Source organism: Vitiosangium sp. GDMCC 1.1324, from assembly GCF_003044305.1.
In the GTDB taxonomy this organism is placed as follows: Bacteria; Myxococcota; Myxococcia; order Myxococcales; family Myxococcaceae; genus Archangium.
Genome location: NZ_PZOX01000005.1, coordinates 696,154 through 719,072 on the forward strand (window position 1 = coordinate 696,154; position 22,919 = coordinate 719,072).

General features: G+C 68.7%; 16 protein-coding genes. 11 read left to right on the forward strand and 5 right to left on the reverse strand.

All coding sequences use genetic code 11. The features are described 5' to 3' along the window. Nucleotides 1-51 precede the first annotated feature (51 nt). The 7 genes from DAT35_RS18845 (at nt 52) to DAT35_RS18875 (ending at nt 11,960) form a co-directional block, all read left to right on the forward strand. On the forward strand, nt 52-1,536 hold the full coding sequence (locus DAT35_RS18845; RefSeq protein WP_108068397.1) for an aspartate aminotransferase family protein: 1,485 nt from the start codon (nt 52-54) through the stop codon (nt 1,534-1,536). Between the two features lie 238 nt (nt 1,537-1,774). Beyond that, the gene (locus tag DAT35_RS18850; RefSeq protein WP_158501775.1) at nt 1,775-4,510 is read left to right on the forward strand and encodes a fused MFS/spermidine synthase; all 2,736 of its coding nucleotides are present in this window, start codon (nt 1,775-1,777) and stop codon (nt 4,508-4,510) included. Beyond that, entirely contained in the window at nt 4,507-6,762 is a 2,256-nt protein-coding gene (locus tag DAT35_RS18855) for a fused MFS/spermidine synthase (protein WP_108068399.1), read from the forward strand. Before DAT35_RS18850 ends, DAT35_RS18855 begins: the two co-directional genes overlap by 4 nt. Before the next feature lie 8 nt (nt 6,763-6,770). After that, complete coding sequence (locus DAT35_RS18860) at nt 6,771-7,580, forward strand: hypothetical protein (RefSeq protein ID WP_108068400.1); 810 nt, start codon at nt 6,771-6,773, stop codon at nt 7,578-7,580. Further along, the gene (locus DAT35_RS18865; protein WP_108068401.1) at nt 7,577-8,482 is read left to right on the forward strand and encodes a DUF3396 domain-containing protein; all 906 of its coding nucleotides are present in this window, start codon (nt 7,577-7,579) and stop codon (nt 8,480-8,482) included. Before DAT35_RS18860 ends, DAT35_RS18865 begins: the two co-directional genes overlap by 4 nt. Nucleotides 8,483-8,780: 298 nt before the next feature. Further along, nucleotides 8,781-10,697, forward strand: a complete 1,917-nt coding sequence (locus DAT35_RS18870) for an ATP-binding protein (RefSeq protein ID WP_158501776.1) — start codon at nt 8,781-8,783, stop codon at nt 10,695-10,697. Nucleotides 10,698-10,724: 27 nt separating this feature from the next. Further along, complete coding sequence (locus tag DAT35_RS18875) at nt 10,725-11,960, forward strand: SGNH/GDSL hydrolase family protein (protein ID WP_146209773.1); 1,236 nt, start codon at nt 10,725-10,727, stop codon at nt 11,958-11,960. Nucleotides 11,961-12,124: 164 nt separating this feature from the next. On the opposite strand, the gene DAT35_RS18880 is transcribed toward DAT35_RS18875, so the two are convergent. Then, the gene (locus tag DAT35_RS18880; RefSeq protein ID WP_233261544.1) at nt 12,125-13,153 is read right to left on the reverse strand and encodes a GlxA family transcriptional regulator; all 1,029 of its coding nucleotides are present in this window, start codon (nt 13,151-13,153) and stop codon (nt 12,125-12,127) included. A 163-nt stretch (nt 13,154-13,316) separates the two neighbouring features. Here DAT35_RS18880 and DAT35_RS18885 point away from each other — a divergent pair, with 163 nt between their 5' ends. Beyond that, nucleotides 13,317-14,141 carry a DJ-1/PfpI family protein gene (locus DAT35_RS18885; RefSeq protein ID WP_233261545.1) on the forward strand — a complete coding sequence of 275 codons (825 nt, stop codon included), beginning with the start codon at nt 13,317-13,319 and terminating at the stop codon, nt 14,139-14,141. Between the two features lie 2 nt (nt 14,142-14,143). Here DAT35_RS18885 and DAT35_RS18890 read toward each other — a convergent pair whose 3' ends face one another. Continuing rightward, nucleotides 14,144-15,154, reverse strand: a complete 1,011-nt coding sequence (locus DAT35_RS18890; protein ID WP_108068405.1) for a methyltransferase — start codon at nt 15,152-15,154, stop codon at nt 14,144-14,146. Nucleotides 15,155-15,299: 145 nt separating this feature from the next. Here DAT35_RS18890 and DAT35_RS18895 point away from each other — a divergent pair, with 145 nt between their 5' ends. Further along, nucleotides 15,300-16,025, forward strand: coding sequence for a trans-aconitate 2-methyltransferase (locus DAT35_RS18895; protein WP_108068406.1), 726 nt, complete (start codon nt 15,300-15,302; stop codon nt 16,023-16,025). Nucleotides 16,026-16,086: 61 nt separating this feature from the next. On the opposite strand, the gene DAT35_RS18900 is transcribed toward DAT35_RS18895, so the two are convergent. Beyond that, nucleotides 16,087-17,214, reverse strand: coding sequence for a hypothetical protein (locus DAT35_RS18900; protein ID WP_146209774.1), 1,128 nt, complete (start codon nt 17,212-17,214; stop codon nt 16,087-16,089). A gap of 118 nt (nt 17,215-17,332) precedes the next feature. On the opposite strand from DAT35_RS18900, the gene DAT35_RS18905 reads away from it, so the two are divergent. Next, complete coding sequence (locus DAT35_RS18905) at nt 17,333-18,499, forward strand: hypothetical protein (protein ID WP_108068408.1); 1,167 nt, start codon at nt 17,333-17,335, stop codon at nt 18,497-18,499. Next, nucleotides 18,499-20,982, forward strand: a complete 2,484-nt coding sequence (locus DAT35_RS18910) for a YfhO family protein (protein WP_233261546.1) — start codon at nt 18,499-18,501, stop codon at nt 20,980-20,982. The genes DAT35_RS18905 and DAT35_RS18910 overlap by 1 nt, the downstream gene beginning before the upstream one ends. Here DAT35_RS18910 and DAT35_RS18915 read toward each other — a convergent pair. Beyond that, nucleotides 20,940-21,695, reverse strand: coding sequence for a DUF5953 family protein (locus tag DAT35_RS18915; RefSeq protein WP_108068466.1), 756 nt, complete (start codon nt 21,693-21,695; stop codon nt 20,940-20,942). The genes DAT35_RS18910 and DAT35_RS18915 overlap by 43 nt on opposite strands. Next, nucleotides 21,692-22,648, reverse strand: a complete 957-nt coding sequence (locus DAT35_RS18920; RefSeq protein WP_108068409.1) for a DUF6310 domain-containing protein — start codon at nt 22,646-22,648, stop codon at nt 21,692-21,694. The genes DAT35_RS18915 and DAT35_RS18920 overlap by 4 nt, the downstream gene beginning before the upstream one ends. Nucleotides 22,649-22,919: the final 271 nt, after the last annotated feature.

Below are 22,919 nucleotides of genomic sequence, written 5' to 3' on the forward strand. Positions count from 1 at the left end.
ACGCGAAAATGGCACGCGTCCATGCGCGGATGCGGGTGTTAGCCAGACGACATGAACACATCAGAGCACGAGGAAGAGACCCTGGACCCCGAGTCGCCCGAGGCCTGGGAGGCCCTGCGCACGCTCGGCCGGAGGATGGTGGACGACGTGATGGAATACCTGCGGACGGTGCGCGAGCGACCCGTGTGGAAGCCCCTTCCCGCGGAGCTGCGCACCACGCTGAAGCGTCCGGTGCCCGTGGAGGGCGAGGGCGCGGAGGCGGCATACCGGGATTTCGTGGAGAACGTCCTCCCCTACCCCACGGGCAACATCCACCCGCGCTTCTGGGGCTGGGTGATGGGGACGGGGAGCCCCCTCGGCGTGCTCTCGGAGATGCTGGCCGCGGGGATGAACTGCCATGTCGCCGGGTACGAGGACGCGGCGGCGCGGGTGGAGGACCAGGTGCTCGCGTGGTGCCGCGAGCTGCTCGGCCTTCCCGAGCAGGCCAGTGGACTGCTCGTGAGCGGGGCCTCGATGGCGACCTTGGTGGGACTCGCCGTGGCCCGGAGCGAGAAGGCCGAAGGTGACGTGCGGCGCACCGGGCTCTGGGACCTGCCCCGGATGACGCTGTACGCCTCGCGAGAGACCCATGCATGCGTGCGCCGGGCGGCGGAGGTGCTCGGGCTCGGGAGCGACTCGCTGCGGCTGCTGCCGGTGGATGCGGACTTCCGCGTGGACGTGAGCGCCCTGCGCGCGGCTATCGCCCGCGACCGGGCCGAGGGCCTCCGCCCCTTCTGCGTGGTGGGCAACGCGGGCACCGTCAACACCGGCGCGGTGGATGACCTGGAGGCACTCGCGGACGTGGCCTCGCAAGAGGGGCTGTGGTTCCACGTCGATGGAGCGTTCGGCGCGCTCGCGGCGCTCTCTCCCCGGCTACGGCCGTTGCTGCGAGGCATGGAGCGCGCGGACTCGCTCGCCTTCGACCTGCACAAGTGGATGCACATCCCCTTCGAAGCGGGGTGCGTCCTCGTCCGCTCCGAGGCCGCCCACCGCCGGGCCTTCGCCTACCAGACGGAGTACCTCGCACAGATGCCGAGGGGGCTCGCCGCCCGGCCCTCCATGTTCAGTGAGTACGGTGTCCAGCTCACCCGCGGCTTCCGGGCCCTCAAGGTGTGGATGAGCCTCAAGGAGCACGGAGCCGCGAAGTTCGCCCGACTCATCGAGCAGAATGTGGAGCAGGCCCGCGCGCTCGGGCAGCGGGTGGACGCGGAGCCGGAGTTGCAGCGGCTCGCGCCGGTGTCCCTCAACGTCGTGTGCTTCCGCTATGCCGGCCGAGGCGCGCCCGAGGAGCGGCTCGACGCGTGGAACCGCGAGCTGCTCTGCCGCCTGCACGAGTCCGGAGTGGCCGTGCCCTCCTATACGACGCTCGGCGGGCGCTACTGCCTGCGCGTCTGCCTCACCAACCACCGCACCCGCCGGGAGGACCTCGAGCTCTTCGTCCAGGAGGTGCTGCGGCTCGGCCGGGAGATCGCCGGAGGAGCGGTAAAGGGCACGTGACAGCCGGTGACGCCGCCCCGGACATGCCCCAGGAAGAGCGGCCTCGGGAGGCCGGACGGGCTCCCAAAAGGGCCCCCTGGGCACCTGTCAACCGGGCGACGTTTCGCTGGCAGTGTGGCATCCTCGCGGCCACGCCCCGATGAGACAACCCACGGCTGCGGTACTCCGTCCGCCCGATCCCCCCACCCTTCCGACGAGCGGCGACGCGCCCTCTCCCACCCCCGGCCTCAGACCCTGGGTGTTGCGCCTGTTCTTCCTCTCGGGCCTGTCGGGCATCCTCTTCGAGGTCCTCTGGACGCGCATCTTCACGTTCCTGCTGGGAGGGACCACGCAGAGTGTGAGCGCCGTCATCACGGCCTTCATGCTCGGGATGGGGGTGGGCTCGTATGTCTTCGGCGGGATCGTGGACGGCCGCACCCGCCGGCCCCTCGTCCTCTACGGCCTGCTGGAATTGGGCGTCGCGCTCAGCGGGCTCGTTGCCTTCTTCGCGTTCCAGCACATCGAGTCGCTCTACGCGGCCCTGTACACCTGGGCGCCCCAGGCCACCATCAAGTGGCTCGTCTTCCTCATCGCCTTCCTCTTCATCTCCATCCCCGCCACACTCATTGGCGGAACCCTGCCCGCGCTCGTCCGGCACTCGGTGGAGCACGCCGAGGGCGTGAAGGCCGCGCTCGGGCGGTTGTATGCCCTCAACTCCCTGGGCTCCTCCGCCGGCGCCATCCTCATGCTGGGCCTCGTCTGGGGGCTCGGGTACGAGACCAGCTATTACGTCGCGCTCCTGCTCAACTCCGTCACGGGGCTCTCCGCCCTGGCGCTGGCGCGGCGGGAGGCTCGAGCGAAACACACCGGGGACCTGGCCCCTCACTCCAGCCCACTCCCACCAGGAGACGAGAGTTCCGCTGGGGCTCCCGATGACCCAGGGCGGACCTCCGCACGAGTGCTGCTGCCGGCCTTCGCGCTCTCCGGCTTCTGCGCGCTCGCCTACGAAGTCATCTGGTTCCGCACCCTCGACTTCCTCCTGCTGGGGAAGCTCACCACCTTCGCCTGCGTCCTCGCCGTGTACCTGCTGGGCATCAGCCTCGGCAGCCTCGCGCTCAGCCACTGGAGTCCCCGGGGACTGAGCGAGCTCGGCCTGTTCGTCCGCTTCGAGCTCCTCCTGGGAGTGCTCGGGCTCACCAGCCTCCCCGTGCTCTCGCTGGTCAGTGGTCCGGGCCACCGGCCCCTCTCCATCGCCACGGGCTTCGTCCTGCTCTTCGGGATGACCTTCCTCCTGGGCGGCCTCTTTCCGCTGGCCGGCAAGCTGTATGCGGGGCAACTGCGGCTGCTCGGCAGGACGATCGGAAACCTCTACTCGGCCAACACCCTCGGCTCGGTGCTGGGCTCGTTCCTCACGGGGTTCGTCCTCATCCCCTGGATGGGCACGGCGAACACGCTCCTGCTCACCGCGGGGCTCAACCTCCTCATCGCCGCGGGTGTGGCCAGCGTGGCGCTGCGGCCGGTGCGCATGCGCCCGGTGGCGGTGGGCGTGGGACTGGCGGCGGTGACGCTCGCGGGCTGGTTCAGCGCGGATTGGCTCACGCGCTTCTACGAGCATGCGGGCCTCCGGCCGGGCTTCCACATCATCGCCCAGAGAGAGAGCAGCCTTCAGCCGGTGCTGGTGGCGGAGGACGCGCATGGAGAGCGGGTCCTCATGGGGGGCCCCTTCCAATCCGGAGAGACGGTGCCCGCGCGGCGGCAGACACAGCGGCTGCAGGCCCACCTGCCCATGCTCGTGCACCCCTCGCCACGCCGCGTGTTGGAGATCGGCTATGGCGTGGGCGAGCTCGCGCGCACGCTCCAGCTCTATGAGCCCGAGCTGTTGCACATCGCCGAGCTCGACGAGCACATGATTCCCGTGGCCGAGGAGTACTTCGAGGCGCTCAACGAGAAGGCCAGCCGCCGCCCCAACGTGCGCGTGGACGTGATGGATGGCCGGCACTTCCTGAAGATGAGCCCCGACCAGTACGACGTCATCATGTCGGACTCGATGATCCTCGCGAGCGAGGGGAGTCTCCGGCTCTACACACAGGAGCACTTCCGCGAGGCGCGCCGGCACCTGCGGCCCGGAGGCGTGGTACTGGCATGGCTGCCGCTCAACGCGGGCACCACCAAGTCGCTGGTCATCCTGAAGACGTTCCAGGAGGTCTTCCCGCAGAGCCTCCTCTGGCTGCCGCTGGGCCTCAACACGCAGGAGGCGTTCCTCATCGGTTTCCGAGACGAGGCGCGCATCGACTGGGAGGCGTGGCGGGAGAAGTTCGAGCGGGTGGCGAAGGAAGACCTGAAGAACTTCGGCTGGGAGGATCCGGCCCTCTTCTTCGCCAGCTTCCGGGCCGGACCCGAGCGTCTGGCGGACATCGCCTCGCGCGTGCCGCTCGTCAACCGGGACATGAATCCGGTGCTGGACTTCCTGCCGCAGGAGCGCCCCGCGGAGATCGCCTCCACCGTGGAGCGGCTCGTCGGGTACGACCCGGACTTCATCTTCGAGCACCTGCGCATGGGGCCGGGCGCACAGGAAGTGCTGGAGCCGCTGCGCGCCGGGGTGCGGCGCGTGCACGAGGCGGACCTGCTCTTCCTGCGTGGCGTGGCGGCCCTCGACCACTTCGGGGCCCGGCCTCCAGCGGAGGTGCTGGAGAACGCGGAGTCCCTGACGGCCGACTTCCGCCGGGCGCTCGAGGTGTATCCGGCACATCCCGCCGCCGCGGTGTGGACGGCGCAGGTGCTGGGACTGGCCACCCGGGTGGAACCCCCGCTGGCGCCAGAACGAACCCGGGCGCTGCTCGAAGAAGCCGTCCGCCACAATCCCACGGACCTCACCGCCACCGAGGCGCTCGCGCGCCTGGCCCTCCAACGGGGAGACCAGGACGAGGCCCGGAAGTACCTCGCGCGGCTTCGCGCGCTCGCCCCCTACTCGCGGCTCACCACCGAGACTCCATGACTGCCCCGACGACGCTCAGCCGCTCCCGGTTCCGTTTCCTCTGCGCGCTCCTGTTCTGCACGGGAATGACGTCGCTCGTGTTCCAGATCATCTGGCTGCGCGGGTTCGGCATCATCCTCGGCAGCACCATCTATTCCATGTCGTGCGTCGTCACCGTGTTCATGCTCGGACTGGCGCTCGGCAGCTTCCTGATGTCCCAGTTGCTGAAGCGCGGCCGGTGGCTGGCGGCGCATCCGCTCGCGGCCTACGGTGGAGTGGAGCTGCTGGTGGGGCTCAGCTCCCTGCTCGTCACCTGGACGATCTTCACACACCAGGGCTTCTACCTGTCGCTCTCCGGCTCGCCGTCGGCGCCGCTGCTGCAACTGCTCGTCACGCAGTTCACGGTCTGTGCCGCGCTCATCGCCGTGCCCACCACGCTCATGGGCATGACCCTGCCGCTGGTGAGCCAGCTCGTCACGGACCGCAGACAGGTGTCGGCCCTCTACGGCATCAACACCATCGGCGGCGCGACGGGGAGCATCGTCGCCAGCTTCGTCCTCATCTACTACCTGGGCTGCATCCGGGCCGGAGCGGCGGCCGCGGCGGTGAATGGGCTCATCTTCTGCGCCTCCCTGCTGACCAGCCGCTTCTTCCCGCCCGTCCCGGCGGGGGCCGGTGATGAGGCCAGTGAGGGTGCACCGAACGCCTCGGTTTCGGCCGAGGGCCGACTCCTCAGCCGCCCGTTGCTGCTGGCACTCGCGGTCTTCTCGGGCTTCATCGCCCTGTCGTGTGAGATCACCTGGACGCGCTTCCTGTCGCTGTGCTTCGGCAACCGCGTCTACGTGACGAGCATCACCCTGGCGCTCATCCTGCTCTTCATGGGCCAGGCGGCGCGAATGAGCAGCGCCCTGCTCCGGGGCCCGAATCCCCTGTGGCGCATCCTCCTCTACTCGTGCGCCCTCACCCTCATCTCCTTCTCGGCCGCGTTCCTGCTGGAGCGCCATGCCCTCCAGGCGACCCACCCGGGACTCGTCGTCCTCTTCATCCTCGTCATGGTGGTGTTCCCGGCCACGGCGCTCGGACTGCTCTTCCCGCTGACGCTCGCCGCCCGGCCCGTGGGCATTGGAAACCCGGCGAGCTGGGTGGGGCTCGTCTATGGATTCAACACCCTGGCCAGCCTCGTGGGCTCGCTCGCCAGCGGCTATGTGCTCATCAACCTCATCGGCTCCAACGGCCTCATCGCCTTCAACTCGGCGCTGCTGGTGGTGTCGGTGCTGGGGCTGGTGTACGCGTTCCGCCAGCACTTCCGGACTTCGGACCATGTGCTGGCCGCGGTGGCGGGCCTGGGCTTCCTGGCCATCATCCTCCCGCGCAGCGCCGAGGTGCCCCCGGTGGTGGACGCGGAGCGCGCGCTGGTGCGCAGCGAGGACGCACACGGCATCTTCAGCGTGGTGCAGATGGACGAGGGCCGGCTGCGGGTGCTCAACAACCGCACGGACCTCGTCTACCTGTACGGAGATCCCATCACCCAGTACGTGCAGGAGTCGCAGGCGTACTTCCCCATCCTCTACGCGCCCCAGCTGGAGAAGGTGCTCAACATCGGCTCCGGCTACGGCATCACCGCGGGAGCGTTCTCGCGCGTCGCCGAGGTGCGCTCCATCGAAGCGGTGGAGATCGTCCCGGCGCTCGTCGAGCACGCCAACCTGTTCACCCCGGGCAACCACCGCTATTTCGACAACCCGCGCATCCAGGTGCACGTCACCGACGGACGGCACTTCCTGGCCACCACGCCCGAGCGCTACGACATCATCTCCATCAACGTCTCGGACCCTTACCTGCCGGGCTCGTCGAGCCTGTTCAGCCGCGAGTTCTACGAGATGGCACGCGACCGCCTGAAGCCGGGCGGAGTGCTGGCGCAGCACATCTTCGGACCGGACATCGCGTCGCTGTACCACGGCATCCACGAGGTGTTCCCCCACGTGAAGGCCATTCCGGCGTATGGGAACGGGCTCACACTCATCGCCTCGGTGGAGCCACTGCAACCGCACCAGCGGGAGATGTTCCTGCGGCAGTACGACGAGGGCCGGGCGCTGTTCGATCCCATTGGATTGAAGGACGGGCTCGCCGGCTTCGAGAAGCTGGTGACGCTGGGTGACCAGAGGCTCGAGGAGCTGGCCTCGCGTGCCCCGGAGTTCCAGAACAGCGACGACATGCCGACCCTGGAGTTCCGGCGGCTGCCCGGCAAGCTGGGCCTCTTCTATTCCAACAACTGAGAGCGGCCATGCCGCGAACGTGGTGGGTGTTGGCCGGCAGCATGACTCTCACGGCCTGTGTGGGGGTGAGCACACCGGGCCGTGGGACTCCGAGTCACTACGCGCTTGACTCGCTGACGAACGCCTGCCGGCAGGATCCCAAGTACTGCGCCACCCTGGCGGGAAAGGAAGTCGCCAGCGGACCCGTGCAGACGGTGGGCTCGGCCGTGGCCTCGGGGGCCGCGGTCCTGAAGGTGCTGAGCCAGACGACGCGTGAAGACATCGAAACGGAGCTGAAGAGATGCGCCGACGAGGCGCGCTCGGAAGTCATCCTTCGCTATCCGACGGAGTTCAAAGGACAGACTCCCTCGGACGCCGAATGCAAACAATGGACGGTGGACGCGAAGGGCAGATGGGTGACCTGGGCCATGCGCCTGGGAACGGAGATGCACGACGTGGCACTCGGTTGCATCAACAAGACCTTGAGCAGACTGCGCAAGGGAGGCTACAGCCTGGATCCGTGCTACCGCTACGACAAGCAAACACAAAAGACGACCTTCGTGAGCTGCGAAGAGGTGAAGGACCTCCTCGATAGAGGATGTGGCGATGAGCTACGAGGCACCCTCCGGCCCGACCTCGTCCTCCACTCGGGCAATCCGCTTGATGTCCAGGCCGTCTACGACTTCAAGTTTCCCTGTGTGAATAGCAACACGAAGCCTGAATGGCGGGACTACCCCGAAACATCGCCCCATTACGGTTGCAATCAGGGGCAGCTGTACCAAGAGGCTCTGGGCGTAGAACCTGAAATCATCTTCCCGCGCTGGGGACTCATCCCATGAGCGAGCATTACCCGCGAATTCGCGCCCGCGTATGGAACGACCATCTCATCCGAGAAGGGCTGAGCCTGTGCTTCTACATGAAGCGCCCCCATGTGGAGATGGCGCAGTCCGTCATGCACTGCATCGAGACGTACGTGCTCGCAGTGGGAAAACAGACGCTCCGGTGGTACCTGGATGAAGAAGGGGAGTGGCAGGATCTCGATGAGACGGGCTGGGCTCTCACGCGTCGCAAACTGCTCGAGAGACCAGGCATGATCGTCGACTTATTGGGTAGGGATGACGATAGATGGTATCGGCTCATGTATCGGGGCAAAAACCCTGATGAACCGTTCTTGCCTGGAAACCCGGGGGAGGTTTGCGCATTGTCCGCCTGGTTGCCTACCGAGTACATGGAGGAGCATGGGCCAGGGCGGGTCCGCGAGCTGGCCCTGGCATTGGCAGCATCCCTCCCGTTCTGCTCTGGCCATGCCGGTCTCTCCTTCCACTGTCAGCTCAACCTCTTGGGAGTGGAGCGAAAGCTCCACGAGTACAGCTTGCGCCATCCCGGCCTGGATATTCCAGAACTGGGACACCTCTCATTCAGGCTCGGCACCCGGTTGCGTGGCCCCGCCTGGATGAACTTCCTGGGCCAACCTGTGCTGGGCGAGCTGGGAGGCACGGCGAGTCTGCGGGCCCGCCTGTCCTCGCAAGGCACCACCGTGCAGGAGTTGGACGGGGAACGCGCCGTGGTGACCCTGGGCCCGTGGCCCGAGGCGGGTGACACCGAGCAGGGTCAGATACTGCCCGCGTATCGGGAGCTGGCGCGCGTCCTGGAGCCCTGGCTCTACCGCGAAGTGCCTGGCCAGCCGTACCGCGAAGTCCCGGAGCGTACGCGCCGCTGGGAGCGCCGCTTCTTCGATTGAAGCCGGAGGCCCTTCCGCCCCTCCATGATGATGGCCCGCTCGTCAAGCAGGAGACCTGAGCGAGAGTCAAGCCGAGGACGGCCAGGGCCGTCCTTGCCACCGGCGAATGTTACGGCCGGTTTATCTTCACCAGCGGGGACTCGCGGGCTTGGTATCCTGGGACCCGGCTCCTCATGAACCCGCCGAAACCCCAGAGCTGGCTGGTGGCGGCCCTACTGCCGCAGTGGTGTACCTGCACGCCGTTGCAGCCAGGAGCGTCGCGACCTGCCGAGACCCCTCCGCCGCAAAGGGGGTCGCCATGAATACCCCGACTCCCATCTGGAGCGCCGGAGGGCACCGGCTCCTGTCCCTGCGGGTGCTCGTCCCGCTCGCGCTGCTCGCATATGCCTGCGTCTTCGGCCTCTACACCCTGCAACGGGATGTGGCGGTCCGCGAGCAGCAGGTGGAGGAGCACGCCCGCCAGGACGTCACCCTGCGGATGACGCACCTGCAGGGCACGCTCGAATACCTGCTGCGCACCGGGCAGCTCGAGGCGTTGCGCGAGATGATCTCCTACCTGGGCTCCAGTCCCGACCTGCGCGTGGGACTGCTCCTCGATGACCAGGGGATCGTGCTGGCCTCCACGCGGCTGCCCCTGATCGGACAGCCGGCGCGCCTGGCCTGGCCGGAGCTCGCGAGCCCGGAGGCCACCGCCCGCATGAAGGCCGCCCAGGAGCGGATGAGCGGGGACGTGCGGGTGAGCGAGGATGGGTCCCGGGTGGTGGGGTACTGCCCCATCAACCTGGGCGCGGGACTCCATGAGGCGCGCTGGGGCTTCCTCTACCTCCAGCACGATCTGTCCCAGCTCAAGGCTGCGCAGCGCTACCGGGCCGAGCGCGCCGCGCTCCGCTCGAGCCTCCTGCTGGTGCTGATCGCCGGGCTGATGGGCCTGTTCTTCCACTTCGCGCTGGGGCGGCGCGTGCAGCGGCTGGAGACCGCCGCCCGCCACCTCGCCGGAGGACGGCTGAACGTGCGCGCCGGGCTGCGCGGGGTGGACGAACTGGGAACGCTGGGCCGCGCCTTCGACGAGATGGCCGAGCGGATCAGCCAGGACCAGGAGGCCCTGCGGCGCTCAGAAGCCAGCTTCCGCACCCTCATCGAGCGCACCCCGGATGCCATCTTCGTCCACCGCGAGCACACCGTGCTCTTCGCCAACCTGGCGGCCGTTGCGCTGCTGGGCCATGAGCGCGAGGAGGAGCTGCGGGGCCGGAAGACGGAGGAGCTGCTCATGCCCGGCGAACAGGACGCGCTCGCCGAGTCCAGCCAGTCCGGTGCCGCCCGGGAGGTCCGCTTCCGGCACCGCGGAGGCCAGCAGGTGCTGGGCGAGGTGGTGACGTTCTCCGTTCCCTTCGACGGCCACCCGGCGGTGGTGTCCATCGCCCGCGACATCACCGAGCGCAAGCAGGTGCAGGAGAAGCTGCGCTCCACGGATCGGATGGTGTCGCTCGGCACACTCGCCGCGGGTGTGGCCCATGAGCTCAACAACCCCATCTCCTACGTGCTGAGCAACCTGCGCTTCGCGGTGGACGAGCTGGGCGAGCAGACCGCGTCGGGCACACCGCTCCCGACGGAGCAGGTGCAGGAGGTGCAACAGGCGCTCCGCGAGGCGCTCGAGGGCGGTGAGCGCATGCGCAACATCGTGCGCGACCTGCGGAGCTTCTCGCGCAGGGAGGACGAGGGGTTCGGCCCGGTGGACATTCATGCGGTGCTCGACTCGTGCTCGAGCCTGGCCCGGAGTGAGATCCGCCACCGCGCTCAGTTGGTGAAGGAGTACGGGGAGATACCGCAGGTGCTCGGCAACGAGTCGCGGCTCGGACAGCTCTTCTTGAACCTGCTCGTCAACGCCGCCCAGGCGATCCCCGAGGGGGACGCCAAGGCGAACACCGTCCGCCTCACCACCGCACGCGCGGAAGCGGGGTGGGTGGTGATCTCCGTGCAGGACACGGGCGTAGGGATTCCGCCGGAGAACCTCCAGCGGCTGTTCAAGCCCTTCTTCACCACCAAGCCCGTGGGCGTGGGCACGGGGTTGGGGCTCTCCATCTGCCACGGCATCGTCACGGCGATGGGTGGGCGCATCGAGGTGTCGAGCGAGGTCGGCAAGGGCACCACCTTCCGCGTCCTCATGCCCGTGGCCGAGAAGGGCTCACAGGCCACCCCCGGGGCGAAGTCCTCCTGAAAGCTCCGAGTGCCCAGAAGCTCTCCCATGAGCCCTCCCTCTTCCGCTGGTAACCGGATTGCCGCTCGTGCTCTCGCCGTGGGCCTTGGGCTCATGCTGGCGGCCTTGCTGCTAGCGCGCGGCTTCATCTCCCAGGTCGAGCGCACCACGGATCCGGAGACCCGTGCCAACATCACCGAGGGAGCCGGCCGTGTCCGCGGCTTCCTCCAGGCGCTGCCAGACATCGCCGCACGAGAGGACTCGGCGCTCGTCTTCGGCTCCTCCATCATCCAGCACGGCTTCTCTCCGGAGGTGTTCGAGGCACACCTGCGCGGGCCGCGCGTCACCGCCTACAACCTGGGCTTCCCCGGTGTGGATCCGGAAGTGCAGCAACTGCTCGCGCACCGGGTGGCGGAAGCCTTCCAGCGAGGCAACCATCGCGCCCGGTTGATGGTGGTGGAGTTCACGCCCTTCCAGGCCACCCTGGCGCGTGGGCAGGCCTCGCGCTACCGCGAGCTGGCCCAGGTCAAGAAGGCCTTGCTGTCCACTCCAGGTGATCTGGCGGAGACGGCCCTGCACTCGCCCGAGGAGGCCTCGCACCTGGCGTCGCTTCAGGCCCTGGGGGGACGCTCGCCCCTGGCGGTCACGTCGCTGCTGGAGCACCAGCTCCTCGATGGCCCTCCTCCCGCGTGGTGGCCAGGGCCTCGCGCCGAGGAGCCAGACACCGGGCGCAAGGCATTGATCGAGCGTGTACGGGCGGGAAGGGCGCGGGTGGAAGGGCGGCCCGTCCCGGAGTGGGATCCTCTGCGCCGGGGCGAGGTGCGCCTCGTCTTCGAGCAGACGCGTGAAGACTACCTCGCCTGGCTCCGGCTGCGCGCAGCGCCAGAGATGCTCGAGGGAGACCTGCAATGGCGGGTGGAGACGAGCGACATCCTGGAGCTGCGCTTCGATGAGCGCAGGGTGGCCGCCTTCGTGGACGTGGTGCGCACATTGGCCAGCGTGTCCGAGCGCACCGTGCTGCTGCTCGCCCCACGCAACCGCGCCTGGGTCCACCTCACGCCCGAGGGCCGTGCGCGGCTCGCCGAGGTGGTGGCCCGGCTCACGCGCGACACGGGTGTGCCGGTGCTGGACCTGACGGAGGCGCCGGAGTTCACCGCCGAGGACTTCGTCGACACGACGCATCTCAACGAGTCGAGCGGCCGACCCAAGCTGTCGCGCCGGCTCGCCGAGGAGCTCTCGCCCCCCGCTCCGCCCGTGGCCGTGGAGGATGCCCAGGAGGAATGAGGTACATGCAGGAGCCCGACAGGCACATCACCCCCGAGGTCGCACAGTACGGGGCTGAAGTCGTGAGCCGCCTTCGGGCATTCCTTCCAGCGGCTGGACGGCTCGGCTCCCACCAGGGAGTGAGGCGAACAGCCCGGTGCGCGTGGGCCTGAGCGATCACTTCATCAGGTGCGCCGCCCCTGAAAATGCTCCCGGTAGCGAGCGGGAGTGACTCCGAGTCCGCGCAGGAAGGCACGCCGCATCACCTCGGCACTGCCGAAGCCGCAGGTGCTGGCGATCTCCTCGACTCCCTTGTCGGTCCGTTCGAGCTGACGCCGGGCCGCTTCGACACGCACTTCCTGGACATAGCGGGCCGGGGTCGTCCCCAGTTCCCGGAGGAACACGCGGGCGAAGTTGCGGGGGCTCATGGCCACGCGCGCGGCCAGGGATTCGACCGATAGCTGCTCACCGGGGTTCTCGGCCATCCAGACCTGGAGTTCGCGCAGAGCCTTCCGCTCGGAGGACTGGGCGGACAGTGCGACGCTGAACTGGGCCTGCCCTCCGGGCCTGCGGAGGAACAGCACCAGGCCCCGCGCGACCTGGAGCGCGGCGGCGCTTCCGAAGTCCTCCTCCACCATTGCCAGGGCGAGGTCCATCCCGGTGGTGACTCCCGCCGAGGTGTAGATCTTGCCGTCCTGAGTCCAGATGGGATCGGGGTCGACGGACACACGGGGGTAGCGCCTGGCCATCTCGCGAGCCCACCCCCAATGTGTGGTGGCGCGCCGGCCATCGAGGAGCCCGGCTTCGGCCAGCAGGAAGGAGCCGGTGCAGATGGAGCCCAGGCGCCGCACCTGGGAAGCCCTCTCCCGCAACCAGCGAAGGAGCGAGGGATCGCACGCGTTCATCACACCGGTGCCCCCGGCCACCAACAGTGTGTCGATGGGTCCACGCACCTCTCTGAAGCTCCGCCCGGCCAGGAGCGAGAGCCCCGCCTCCCCCTGGACGAGCCGATCCGCCGTGCCCGTGACGAGCTCGATCTCGTAGCCAGGACCCCGCTGCCCGAGGAGACGGTTGATGCCCGCGAACACGTCCGCGGGCCCCACGACATCGAGCTCCTGGACGGGAGGCACGGCGAGCATGACCACGCGCCGAACCTGACGGCTCGCACCGTCCTTCCTTCCCTTCCGCGCCTGCGGCGCCACACGTGTACTCACCTCGTCCTCCCTGTCTTCGGACGACCTCCCACGAAGTGCTCGCGGCGCGTGGCAGAAATCGTGGGGTCATCGTCCTGACGGCCAAACCGCGCCGACATTACCTTGCGCGAGCCACACGACGGCAACCCATGCACACGCGCATGGATTCTCGAAGAGGACTCGAATGAACAGGCGTGACTTCGGAAAGACCCTCGGCACCCTCCTGGCGGCCTCGGCCCTGACTGATGGGCTCGAGGGCATGGCCGCACCCAAGGCATCGAGCAGCGGCCAGAGCTCCACCCCGGCGCCCTCGGGCGCGAGGCTGCGGATCGCCATGCTCGTCTACCCGAAGATGACCGCTCAGGACATGATCGGCCCGCAGCTCATCTTCGCCACGCTCGGGAATGTCGACGTCCACCTCGTGTGGAAGAACCGGGAGGCCGTGGTCAGTGACACGGGCGTCCCCATCCTGCCCACCGCCACGTTCGAGGAGTGTCCCAAGGACCTGGACGTCCTGTTCGTGGGAGGTGGCACCTCGGGCACCTGGGCACTCATGAACGACCCGGAGGTGATCGCCTTCCTAGAGGACAGGGGACAGCGCGCGAGGTACGTGACCAGCGTGTGCACCGGTTCCCTCGTGCTGGGAGCCGCCGGCCTGCTGCGTGGGTACGAGGCCGCCTCGTACTGGGGGATGAGGGACCTGCTTCCGCTGCTCGGGGCCAAGCCCGTCGCCAAGCGAATCGTCGAGGACCGCAACCGCATCACGGGAGGCGGCGTCACCGCGGGCCTCGACTTCGGTCTCCACCTCTCGGCGCGGCTGCGGGGAGAGTCGTTCGCTCGGATGCAACAGCTGATCATCGAGTACGACCCGCAGCCGCCGTTCCAGTCCGGAAACCCCGAGAGCGCCGGGGAGGCCATCACGGCCCAGGTCCGGACGCTCCTGGCGCCCGAGCACGACGCCGCCCGGCTGGCCGCGCTCGAGGCTGGAAAGCGGTTCGAGAAGCGCTGAGCTCAGGCCGCCACGGCCTCGGTGATGCTGAGCGCGGCCGGTGTGTGAATGACGCGCGAGAGCCGCAGCCCGGCCTCGGCGAAGAGCTTCCCGAACTCCGCCTCCGTGCGCTCGCGCCCCGGCAGGGACGCCATCATCATGACATCCAGCACCTTGCCTCCATGTGGCGCGTTCCCCGGGGGAATGACGGTGTCCACCACCAGGACGCGCCCGTGCTCCGCCATGGCCTCGCGGCAGTGGCGGAGGATGCGGACGCAAACCTCGTCGCTCCAGTCGTGGAGGATGCGCTTGAGGACATATGCGTCCGCGCCCGAGGGCACCGACTGGAAGAAGTCTCCCTCCACGAGCTCGCAGCGGTCCGCGAAGCCCGCCTGGGCGATGCGCGCCTCGGAGAGAACGTGGCGGTGGTCGAAGAGCACGCCGCGCACCTGGGGAGCGGCCTTGAGCACCTCGATGAGGAAGCCGCCATGCCCTCCCCCCACGTCCACCACGCGCTGGAGCGGAGTGAAGTCGTAGCTCCCGGCGATGAGGCCATTCTCCATGTCGGAGAGGCTGGACATGCCACGGTGGAAGATGGCTCCTTGCGTGGCATCACGCGTGAGGTAGTCGAAGAAGGGCGCGCCGAAGATGCGGTCGAAGGGGTTGTTGCCCATACGCACCGTCTCCACGAGCTCGCCGGCGGGCGCCCAGAAGATGCGCTGCGTGAGCATCAGCACGGCGCTGCGCAGCGAGCCCTGTGCGCTCGTGCGCAGGTACTCGGCGGCGGGCGTGAGCGAGAAGCGCCCGGAGTCATCCTCGGAGAACACCTCCACGCTCGCCAGCAATCGGAGGACGCGGTACAGCGACCGGGCATCGACGCCCAATTCCTCCGCGAGCGACGCGGCGCTCCGGGGGCCCTGCTCCAACCGGTCGGCCACGCCCAGCTCCGCCACGGCGGACAGCGCGGCGGAGAAGATGAAGCCAAAGCCCAAATCGACAATCCGCTGCGCGGGATGTACGGTGTTTGAAGTCATGCCTCGCATTCTGGAGTCAACGCCCAGAAGAAGGTCAATGGCCACACACACACCAGCCGTGTACCCCAGGCGGTCGCCGCGATGTGTCAGCCAATACACGCTCCTCGATGCGCCGTAGACGCATGCCTCCAGGGAGGTCCTCGTGATGCAGCCGCTCCTCTACAGTGACCTGGTGCCGTGGTACCGGCTCGTGGATCCGCCGGCCGATCATGCGGAGGAGGTGGCCAGCTATCAGGAGGCACTCGAGCGGGGGAGTTCCTTTCGGCCCGAGACGCTGCTCGAGCTCGGCGCGGGTGCCGGTCACAACGCGTTCCACCTGAAGCGGCGCTTCCGTTGCACGCTCACCGATATCTCGGAGGAGATGCTCACGCTCAGCCGCGAGCTGAACCCCGAGTGCGAGCATTTCGTAGGGGACATGCGGACGATCCGTCTGGGCCGCACCTTCGACACGGTCCTGGTCCATGACGCCGTGATGTACATGACCACGGAGGACGACCTGCTCGCCGCGGCCCGCACCGCCTTCGAGCACACCCGTCCCGGTGGAGCGGCTGTCTTCGCACCGGACTGCGTGAAGGAGACCTTCAGCGAGGGCACAGACCTCATCTCCGGAGAGGACGGCACGCGCGCGTTGCGCTGCATCGAGTGGCGTTGGGATCCCGACCCGGCGGACCAGACGTATGCCGTCGAGTACGCCTTCCTGCTCCGGGAAGGTGGACAGGTGAAAGCCTTGCACGACCGCCACCTCGAGGGCCTGTTCCCGAGAGCCACCTGGTACCGCATCCTCGAGAGCGTCGGGTATCGCGTGGAAACCTTCGAGCGGCCCCTGGGCGAGGGGCAGTTCGACCAGGTCTTCCTCTGCCGCAGGGCCTGAACCACCAACCACCACGAGGGCAGCCCTCCACGCCTCTGGCATCCCCCACCAGTCGGCGCACTCACCCGGCGGTCGCGCCCACGGACTCGGGCCGGGACTCCCCCTCCACCAGCTCGTTGGAAGCCGAAACCGTGCTCGCGAGAGCAGCGCACTCGAGCCCGAAGGGGAGGTAGCCAGCGAAGCCCAGCAGGGGCATCTCGAAGACGAGGAACCGGTGCACGTAGGGCACCGAGTAGATCCACTTGTTCATGCTGTGGAAGTTCCACATCTCCCAGAAGAAGCCACAGAGGAGCGATGCCAGCGCGGCGGTGACGACGGGCCGCCAGTCCCCCGCTGCGATGTCCGACAGGGCATGGCGCTCGCCGAGCAGGCCCTGCACCGAGACCAGGATGAGGACGGGAGAGACCCAGAGCAGCGGGAAGAGCTGGTCCGGCCAGATGCCGATGAGCGCCAGGCCCAGGCCCGACGTGGACAGGACGAGGGTCGCGGCGAGACGCGGGCGGCCGAAGCGGATGGGGCGGAACTTCGCGAAGATGCCATCCAGGCGCCAGAAGCTCCTCAACCACTCCTGGGTGCCGAGCACGGCGGGCAGCACGGTGGAGAACGACAGCGTCGCGGCCCAGAAGTAGTCCCGGGCGGTGAGCCGCGGACCCACGTAGTACCAGTTCTGCACGAACCGGTTGAGGTACTCGAAGAACCACCAGAAGGCCGCGCTCACCGGGAACAGCAGCAGGAAGAGGCGGGGCCGCTCCAGCATCATGCAGCGGCCGGTGCGCCGGTACGTGAGCGCGTTGATGACGACGATATAGGCGACCCACAAGGGCGGGAACGTGTGCGCCTGCAGGGCCGCGAACCAGGGCTGGCGCGTCCAGGCCAGCACCCAGGCCACGGCACCGAACGCCACGCCCGCCCAGCCCCACCACGGGAACACGGAAGGCACGCGCTCGCGGACATGCACCCGCCTCCAGCTCCGGAGCGCCTGCACCAGAAGGGGGACGACCCAGGCCAGCGTGAAGGCCGCGATCAGGAAAAAGGCGACCCAGGAGAAGCCCGCATGCCGCACGTAGTGGGTCGTGGGAGGGAACTCGAAATACCGCTCGCGAGGATGTCCCGCGAGCGTGGTCCCCACCAGGGGAAGCCCCAGCAACATCACCGTCAGGACGGTGACCTTCACCAATACGCTCTTCATGTGCAGTCCGGGTAACCAGCCACGGGGGAGAAGCCCCGCCGGGGCCACCCGGTCAATCCCTCATCGACGAAGCGTCGGAAACGGACTCCGTGACGTCATCTGCTACACTGCCGGTGCGATGATGACGTCGAGCCCCACCGCCGCGCTGCCCTCCCCGTCCGCCTCCCCGGCCGGGAGCCTCTCCTTCCGAGGACTGTGGCTGTTCTCTCCTCGACAGGATGCCCTCCTGCTGCTGGTGCCGCTGACCTTCACGCTGCTCACCTGGATAGCGGCCACCCTGCTGGCACCGCCTGTATCCGGCTCGGCCAACCGGATGGCCATCTGGACGGCCCAGTACCTGCTCGGCAACGGCACCCACGTGGTGCTCACCTTCCTGCTCTTCGCGGTGCACCGGGACGTGCTCCGCGCCGAGCCCCGGCAGCCGCTCCAGATACTGCTCGGGAGCCTCGGGATGCTCGGGGTGGGGGCGCTGCTGTTCGCCCTCTACTATGTGGATTCCACCGGCTACGCCTACGTGGTGGGCGTCCTCTTCAACGTGTTCGGGCTGCACCACATCCTCTCGCAGTGCAAGGGCTTCTGGGCGCTGCACACCCTGCGCGGCTCCCAGGCGGGACTCGCCGCCCCCGTCCCGCTCGAGCGCCGGCTCCAGCTCCTGTTCGTCCCGGTGATGCTGACGCTGGTCCTGGTGCGCCTCTTCTTCGTCGCCGAGTCCTCCCTCCCGGGTGACACGCCGTACCTGGACATCCACCAGGGCACTCCCCTGCCCCACGGCGCGCTGGCGGTGCTGCTCCTGGTGTGGCTCGGCTACTTCGGGCTGCTGTTCCGCACCCTGCTGCGCTCCGGCGCGGCCAGTGGCCCCAAGGTGCTCTACCTCCTCACCGTGGCCGTGGCCACGGGGCTCACCCTGGTGGCTCCCGCCTGGGGCAACGTGATGCTGCCCGGCCTGCATGGCCTCGAGTACTACCTGCTCTCCGCCCGGATGATGGAGCCGCGCGAGGGAGATCCGCCCTCCCGCGTGAGCCGCGCCTGGGTGTGGCCGCTGATGGTCCTGTCCATGCTGCCGCTGCTGGCGCTGGGCGTGGTGCACCTGGTCATCGCCGGGCCCGCCCACGGCACGGTGAGCGCCGCGGCCACGGACCTGAAGTCGCACGTGGTGCTGCGCGGGCTCACCACGCTGAGCCTCGGGGTGGTGCTCGCCCACTACTTCGCGGACGCCCTCATCTACCGCTTCCGCCTCCCGAGCATCCGCCGGGTGATGATGCGCCGGCTGGGCTTCTCGAGCTGATGCGCCAGGCGGTGCGCGGGCGGCTCGTCCCCTGGCTGGGGCTCCTCGCGGGCATGGCGCTCGTGTACCGGACCGTCCTCCAGGGCCGGGTGATGGCCGGACGGGATGCCTTCCGCGTCTTCATCCCCGACTCCGCCTTCCTCCTCGAGTCGCTGCGCGCCGGGGAGCTGCCCCTGTGGAATCCCTACCTCCGGCTCGGGCAGCCGTTCGCCGCCACCCTGTACTCGCAGGTCTTCTACCCGCCCCGGCTCCTCACCGTGCTGCTCGCGGGGCCGGAGCTCGGACTCACCCTCCAGCACCTGCTCCACGTGGCGATCGCGGCAGCGGGCACCTTCCTCCTGCTGCGGCACCTGCGCGCCTCCCGCCCCGCGGCCGTGCTGGGCTCCGCCGCCTTCGCGCTCTCGGCCCCCTTCGCCGTCCTGTCCGCCCAGCAGAACGTGGCCAGCGCCGCCGCGTGGACGGGCTTCCTCCTGCTGGCTTCGCGCCGCGCCGCGCTCCAGCCCTCGCCCCGCCGGACCGCACAGGTAGCCCTCATCGCGGGCCTCGCCTTCCTCGCGGGCTCTCCAGAGACGTTCCTGTGGCAGGCCCCCCTCGCCCTCGCCGTGGCCCTCGCCGCGCGGCGCGAGGTGCGCGCGCTGGTGGCCACGGGGGTGGGACTCGCCTGGGGCTTCGCGCTCGGGGCGCTGGTGGCCCTGCCCGCGCTCGAGTTCGCCCGTCACTCCACTCGCGGCGCGGGGCGGATGGATCAGCTCGAGTGGTCCATGTCCTGGCCGCAGCTCCTTTCGGTGGCGTGGCCTTTCGCCGAGCACCCGCGCTCGCGCTACTGGGCCGGTGACGACCAGTTCTTCATCCTCGTCCTCTTCCTGGGCACCCTCGTCTGCGCCCTGGCGCTCGCCGGAGGACTCGGGCACGCGCGGCGGACACTGCCCTTTGGACTGGGCGCTCTCGGACTCACGGCGCTCGCCCTCGGCGCGCACTTCCCTCCCGCGGCCCTCCTCCTCCAACTCCCGCCCTTCCACCTCTTCCGCTACCCGGTGAAGTACTTCGTCGGGGCGGCCTTCTGCGTGGCGGTGCTCGCCGCCTTCGGGCTGGATGTGCTCGCCCGCCGGGCCCGGGGAGGCAAGCGCTCGCTGAAGCACGTCGCTGGAGTGGTGGCCGCCCTCTTCGCCGTGCTGCTGCTGGGCCCACCCCTCGCCCGGCTGCCCCTCTTCCGCTCCGGCGTGGAGGCGGGACTGCCCTGGGTGGTACTGGCACTCGGCGCGGGCGCCCTGACCCTCGTCCTCCCCGCCGCGGGCCCGGGCCGGGCCCTCCGGGTCCGCCGTGCCCTGGCCGTGGTCGCCCTGATGGAACTGGGCGCCTTCCATCTGATGCAGGGAGGGACGGGCAGCGCGCCGCTCGAGTCGCTCCGCCGGGCCTCCCGGCTCGCCGCTGCCATTCCTCCCGAGTACGCGGGCCGCGTCAGCGTGGACCTCTCCTCGGACGAGCTCTCCGAAGTCCCCACCACCCTGAGCACCACCGCCGCGCCTCTTCCCGGAGAGGGAGGCTCGTACATCGCACTCAGCCGGGACGCCCTCGTCCCCAACCGCTTCGTCGAGGAGCGGCTGCGCGTCTTCGAGGGCTATGGCGCACCGGAGCCCCTGCGCATCGAGTCCCTCTACGAGTCGGGAGCACGCGCGGCCTTCGACCTGGCCGGGGTGGGCTACTACGTGCGGAGGGGCCCGCCGCCCTTCGCGGACCTGGAGCCCGTGCTCTCGTTGCCGGGGCTGCCCACCCTCTACCGCTCCGGCACCGCCCTCCCGAGGGCCTTCGTGGTGCACGCCGCACGCCTGGCGGGTGACGCGGAGGCGGAGGCAGCCTTCGTGGACGCCGCCCAGCCGCTGCGCCGCACCGCCCTGCTCGCCGAGGGCGAACCCCTGGAGGGCCCCGGCTGCGAGGGCTCGACGGCGCGGGTGACGAAGGCGGGCCTGTCCTCGGTGGAGGTGGCACTGGACGCGTGCGGCCCCGGCTACCTGGTGCTGAGCGACTCGCACTACCCCGGCTGGGAGGCCACGCTGGACGGGGCGCCCGTGCCGGTGCGGCGGGCCAACGCCGTCATGCGCGCGGTGCGGGTTCCTCCGGGGGCGCACTCGGTCCGCTTCGACTACCGCCCGCTCAGCTTCCTGCTGGGAGCGCTCCTCTCCACGCTCGCGTTCGGCGCGCTGGCCTGGCTCCTCCGGCCTCTCGGAACCTCAAAATCGGGTTGGCCACTGGCGCCCATCCCCGCGAATGGGGCCGGTGCCGTCGTGGTGGGCATCGAGGGGGAGCGCGCAGCTCGGCTGCCCCTGCACCCTCAAGCTATGGGAAGCACAGGGGCCGCGCACCATCACCCTGGGGAACGTCACATTCCCGGCGAGCCAGAAGAAGGAACCATGAGCACGGCCATTGCGAGCCGTGCCGAGCCTCAAGGGGCTGCGCGCCCGCCAATCTCCGGGAAGCGCTCGTAAGCCCGCAGTAGCGCGTCCAGGTGGGCGGGGTTGTCGTAATCGAGCGGTGCATCCGTGAGCTGCACGACCCACCCACCCGACGGCGTGCGGCGCGCCCGTGAGAGCAGCTCGGCGTCGCGAGCAGGATCCGGGAACCCGATGGCCTTCGCGGCAGCAGCAGACCAATAGTTCAGCCACCCAAGGAAACAGGGAATCTCAGGCGCGGGGAGCTTCTCTGGAAGGTTGAGCATGGGAAGCCCACGGGGTGAGCGCTCCGGTCCATGAGGCGAGCGGCGAAACTGCTGCGCGACTTCCGAGCCGTAACCATACGGCGACGCGTGCCCCCAAAATGCGCGTGCCCCTTCCGCCATTCCTTCCAGCACATTCGCTGCTGCCGCGATCACGGGCTCGCCTAGTGGCAGTTTTGCATGCACTTCAAACTGGTCCTGACCGCCTGCGCTAAAGAGTCCCGATTTTCCCATTCCCCAAACCGTCACGGGGTAACTCTCGTCCCCGTTGCACACGAGAGGGAATCCCCCGTCCTCAATGCTTTCTACGAGCCACGCGTCGCGCTGCGGCAATGCGATGGGGCGCCCGCCTTCTGAGAGCCGCCACGCCAGGCGCAAGCCGGGAAGCGCCTTCTCCATCCCATGGACGACATCGAGCGTGCGTCCGTCTTTGCCCACGAGAGCAGGCGCGTAAACGATGAGGGTGATGGCTTTACGCTTGGTCATCGTGTGCACCCCGTGACGACAACATCGAGCGTGGGAATTTCTTCGAGCAGCGCGTCTTTGTGAGCTTCGGTGCTCACCCCAACGACATAACCATATCCACATGCCGCCGCAGCTTTTCGCTGCTTTTCTATTTGTATAATCTCCCTCTTGATTTCCTTGTCTTGAATAAAGTCAGGATACGTGTCAAATTGATGGGTCTTGATTTCCCACAGCGCGCGCGCGCCGACTTGCAGCGCATCGAAGCTCACACCGCCCACGAGCACATCCATTCCGGGATAACGGTTGGGCGGAAACTGATCGGCGCACTTGTTATGCGCGTCATCCTTGCCCGCGTGCGGTTTCGGGATGGGTTCGCACTCCGGGCGGAGGTCTCGCTCCGTGACTTCGGGTGGCAACGGGGGCGGCCAGTCCTGCCCTGCTGGCTCCGGCTTGGGCCTTTTTTTCGGCGAGGGTTTCTGCGGAGCGGGCTTTGTTTCGGGCACGGGCTTCACTTCTGGCACCGGCCGCGTCTCCGGCACCGGCAGCGTAGGCGGCGGCCGAACCTGGGGACGGCCCTTCTTCTCGTAAGCCTCCAGCGCCTCTGAGATCGCGAAGCCCACCACCACCACGCCCGCGACGATCACCGCTCCCACGACGATCTCCGGTGCCGCCAGGACACAGACCCCGAGGCCCATTGCAGCGGCACCCGCAGAGGCAATCGCGCATCGTCCTGTGATGTCGTGAAACTCGATTCGGTCATGGTCGAGGGCCTGATAGCACCGCTCCGCCAGCACGGGCCAGGGCTCGGAAGCCTCTTCGACGGCACACCGGCCCCCGTCCGTCCAGGGCAGCGTCGCCGCTCGCTGGAGGTTGGCGAGCCTCGGGTCTCGGGCCGCTGGCTCTCTTGGGCTCGGCGCTGACGTAGCGCAGGCTGAGACGTAGAGCAGCAGGGCGATGCACGCTCGGAAACGCATGGCTACGTCCTCCAATCGAGTCGGGACCTAACGGGCCCTGGTGGGGTCATTCGGAGTATGCCGGCCCGCCCCGACAGCGAGGGACGAGCACGCGGGGGGAGCGGCACACGGCAGCCGCAGCTCGGGCCTGTGGAGGGCTCCTAGCACTACTGCGTCAGGGGCCCGAAGGGTGAACAGGGAGGCCAGCTGGGGTGCGCGAGGGGTGCTGCCGGGTGTTGGAGCGGTGGCAGGTGGGGCACCGAGGCAGCCAGGTGGCAATCACCCGAGCCAT

What these genes read in the sequence shown, in the direction of transcription:
- DAT35_RS18845 (WP_108068397.1), top strand. Translation starts at nt 52, where the DNA reads ATGAACACATCAGAGCACGAGGAAGAGACCCTGGACCCCGAGTCGCCC.
- DAT35_RS18855 (WP_108068399.1), top strand. Translation starts at nt 4,507, where the DNA reads ATGACTGCCCCGACGACGCTCAGCCGCTCCCGGTTCCGTTTCCTCTGC.
- DAT35_RS18860 (WP_108068400.1), top strand. Translation starts at nt 6,771, where the DNA reads ATGCCGCGAACGTGGTGGGTGTTGGCCGGCAGCATGACTCTCACGGCC.
- DAT35_RS18865 (WP_108068401.1), top strand. Translation starts at nt 7,577, where the DNA reads ATGAGCGAGCATTACCCGCGAATTCGCGCCCGCGTATGGAACGACCAT.
- DAT35_RS18870 (WP_158501776.1), top strand. Translation starts at nt 8,781, where the DNA reads ATGAATACCCCGACTCCCATCTGGAGCGCCGGAGGGCACCGGCTCCTG.
- DAT35_RS18875 (WP_146209773.1), top strand. Translation starts at nt 10,725, where the DNA reads ATGAGCCCTCCCTCTTCCGCTGGTAACCGGATTGCCGCTCGTGCTCTC.
- DAT35_RS18885 (WP_233261545.1), top strand. Translation starts at nt 13,317, where the DNA reads ATGAACAGGCGTGACTTCGGAAAGACCCTCGGCACCCTCCTGGCGGCC.
- DAT35_RS18890 (WP_108068405.1), bottom strand. Translation starts at nt 15,154, where the DNA reads ATGACTTCAAACACCGTACATCCCGCGCAGCGGATTGTCGATTTGGGC.
- DAT35_RS18895 (WP_108068406.1), top strand. Translation starts at nt 15,300, where the DNA reads ATGCAGCCGCTCCTCTACAGTGACCTGGTGCCGTGGTACCGGCTCGTG.
- DAT35_RS18900 (WP_146209774.1), bottom strand. Translation starts at nt 17,214, where the DNA reads ATGAAGAGCGTATTGGTGAAGGTCACCGTCCTGACGGTGATGTTGCTG.
- DAT35_RS18905 (WP_108068408.1), top strand. Translation starts at nt 17,333, where the DNA reads ATGATGACGTCGAGCCCCACCGCCGCGCTGCCCTCCCCGTCCGCCTCC.
- DAT35_RS18910 (WP_233261546.1), top strand. Translation starts at nt 18,499, where the DNA reads ATGCGCCAGGCGGTGCGCGGGCGGCTCGTCCCCTGGCTGGGGCTCCTC.
- DAT35_RS18915 (WP_108068466.1), bottom strand. Translation starts at nt 21,695, where the DNA reads ATGACCAAGCGTAAAGCCATCACCCTCATCGTTTACGCGCCTGCTCTC.
- DAT35_RS18920 (WP_108068409.1), bottom strand. Translation starts at nt 22,648, where the DNA reads ATGCGTTTCCGAGCGTGCATCGCCCTGCTGCTCTACGTCTCAGCCTGC.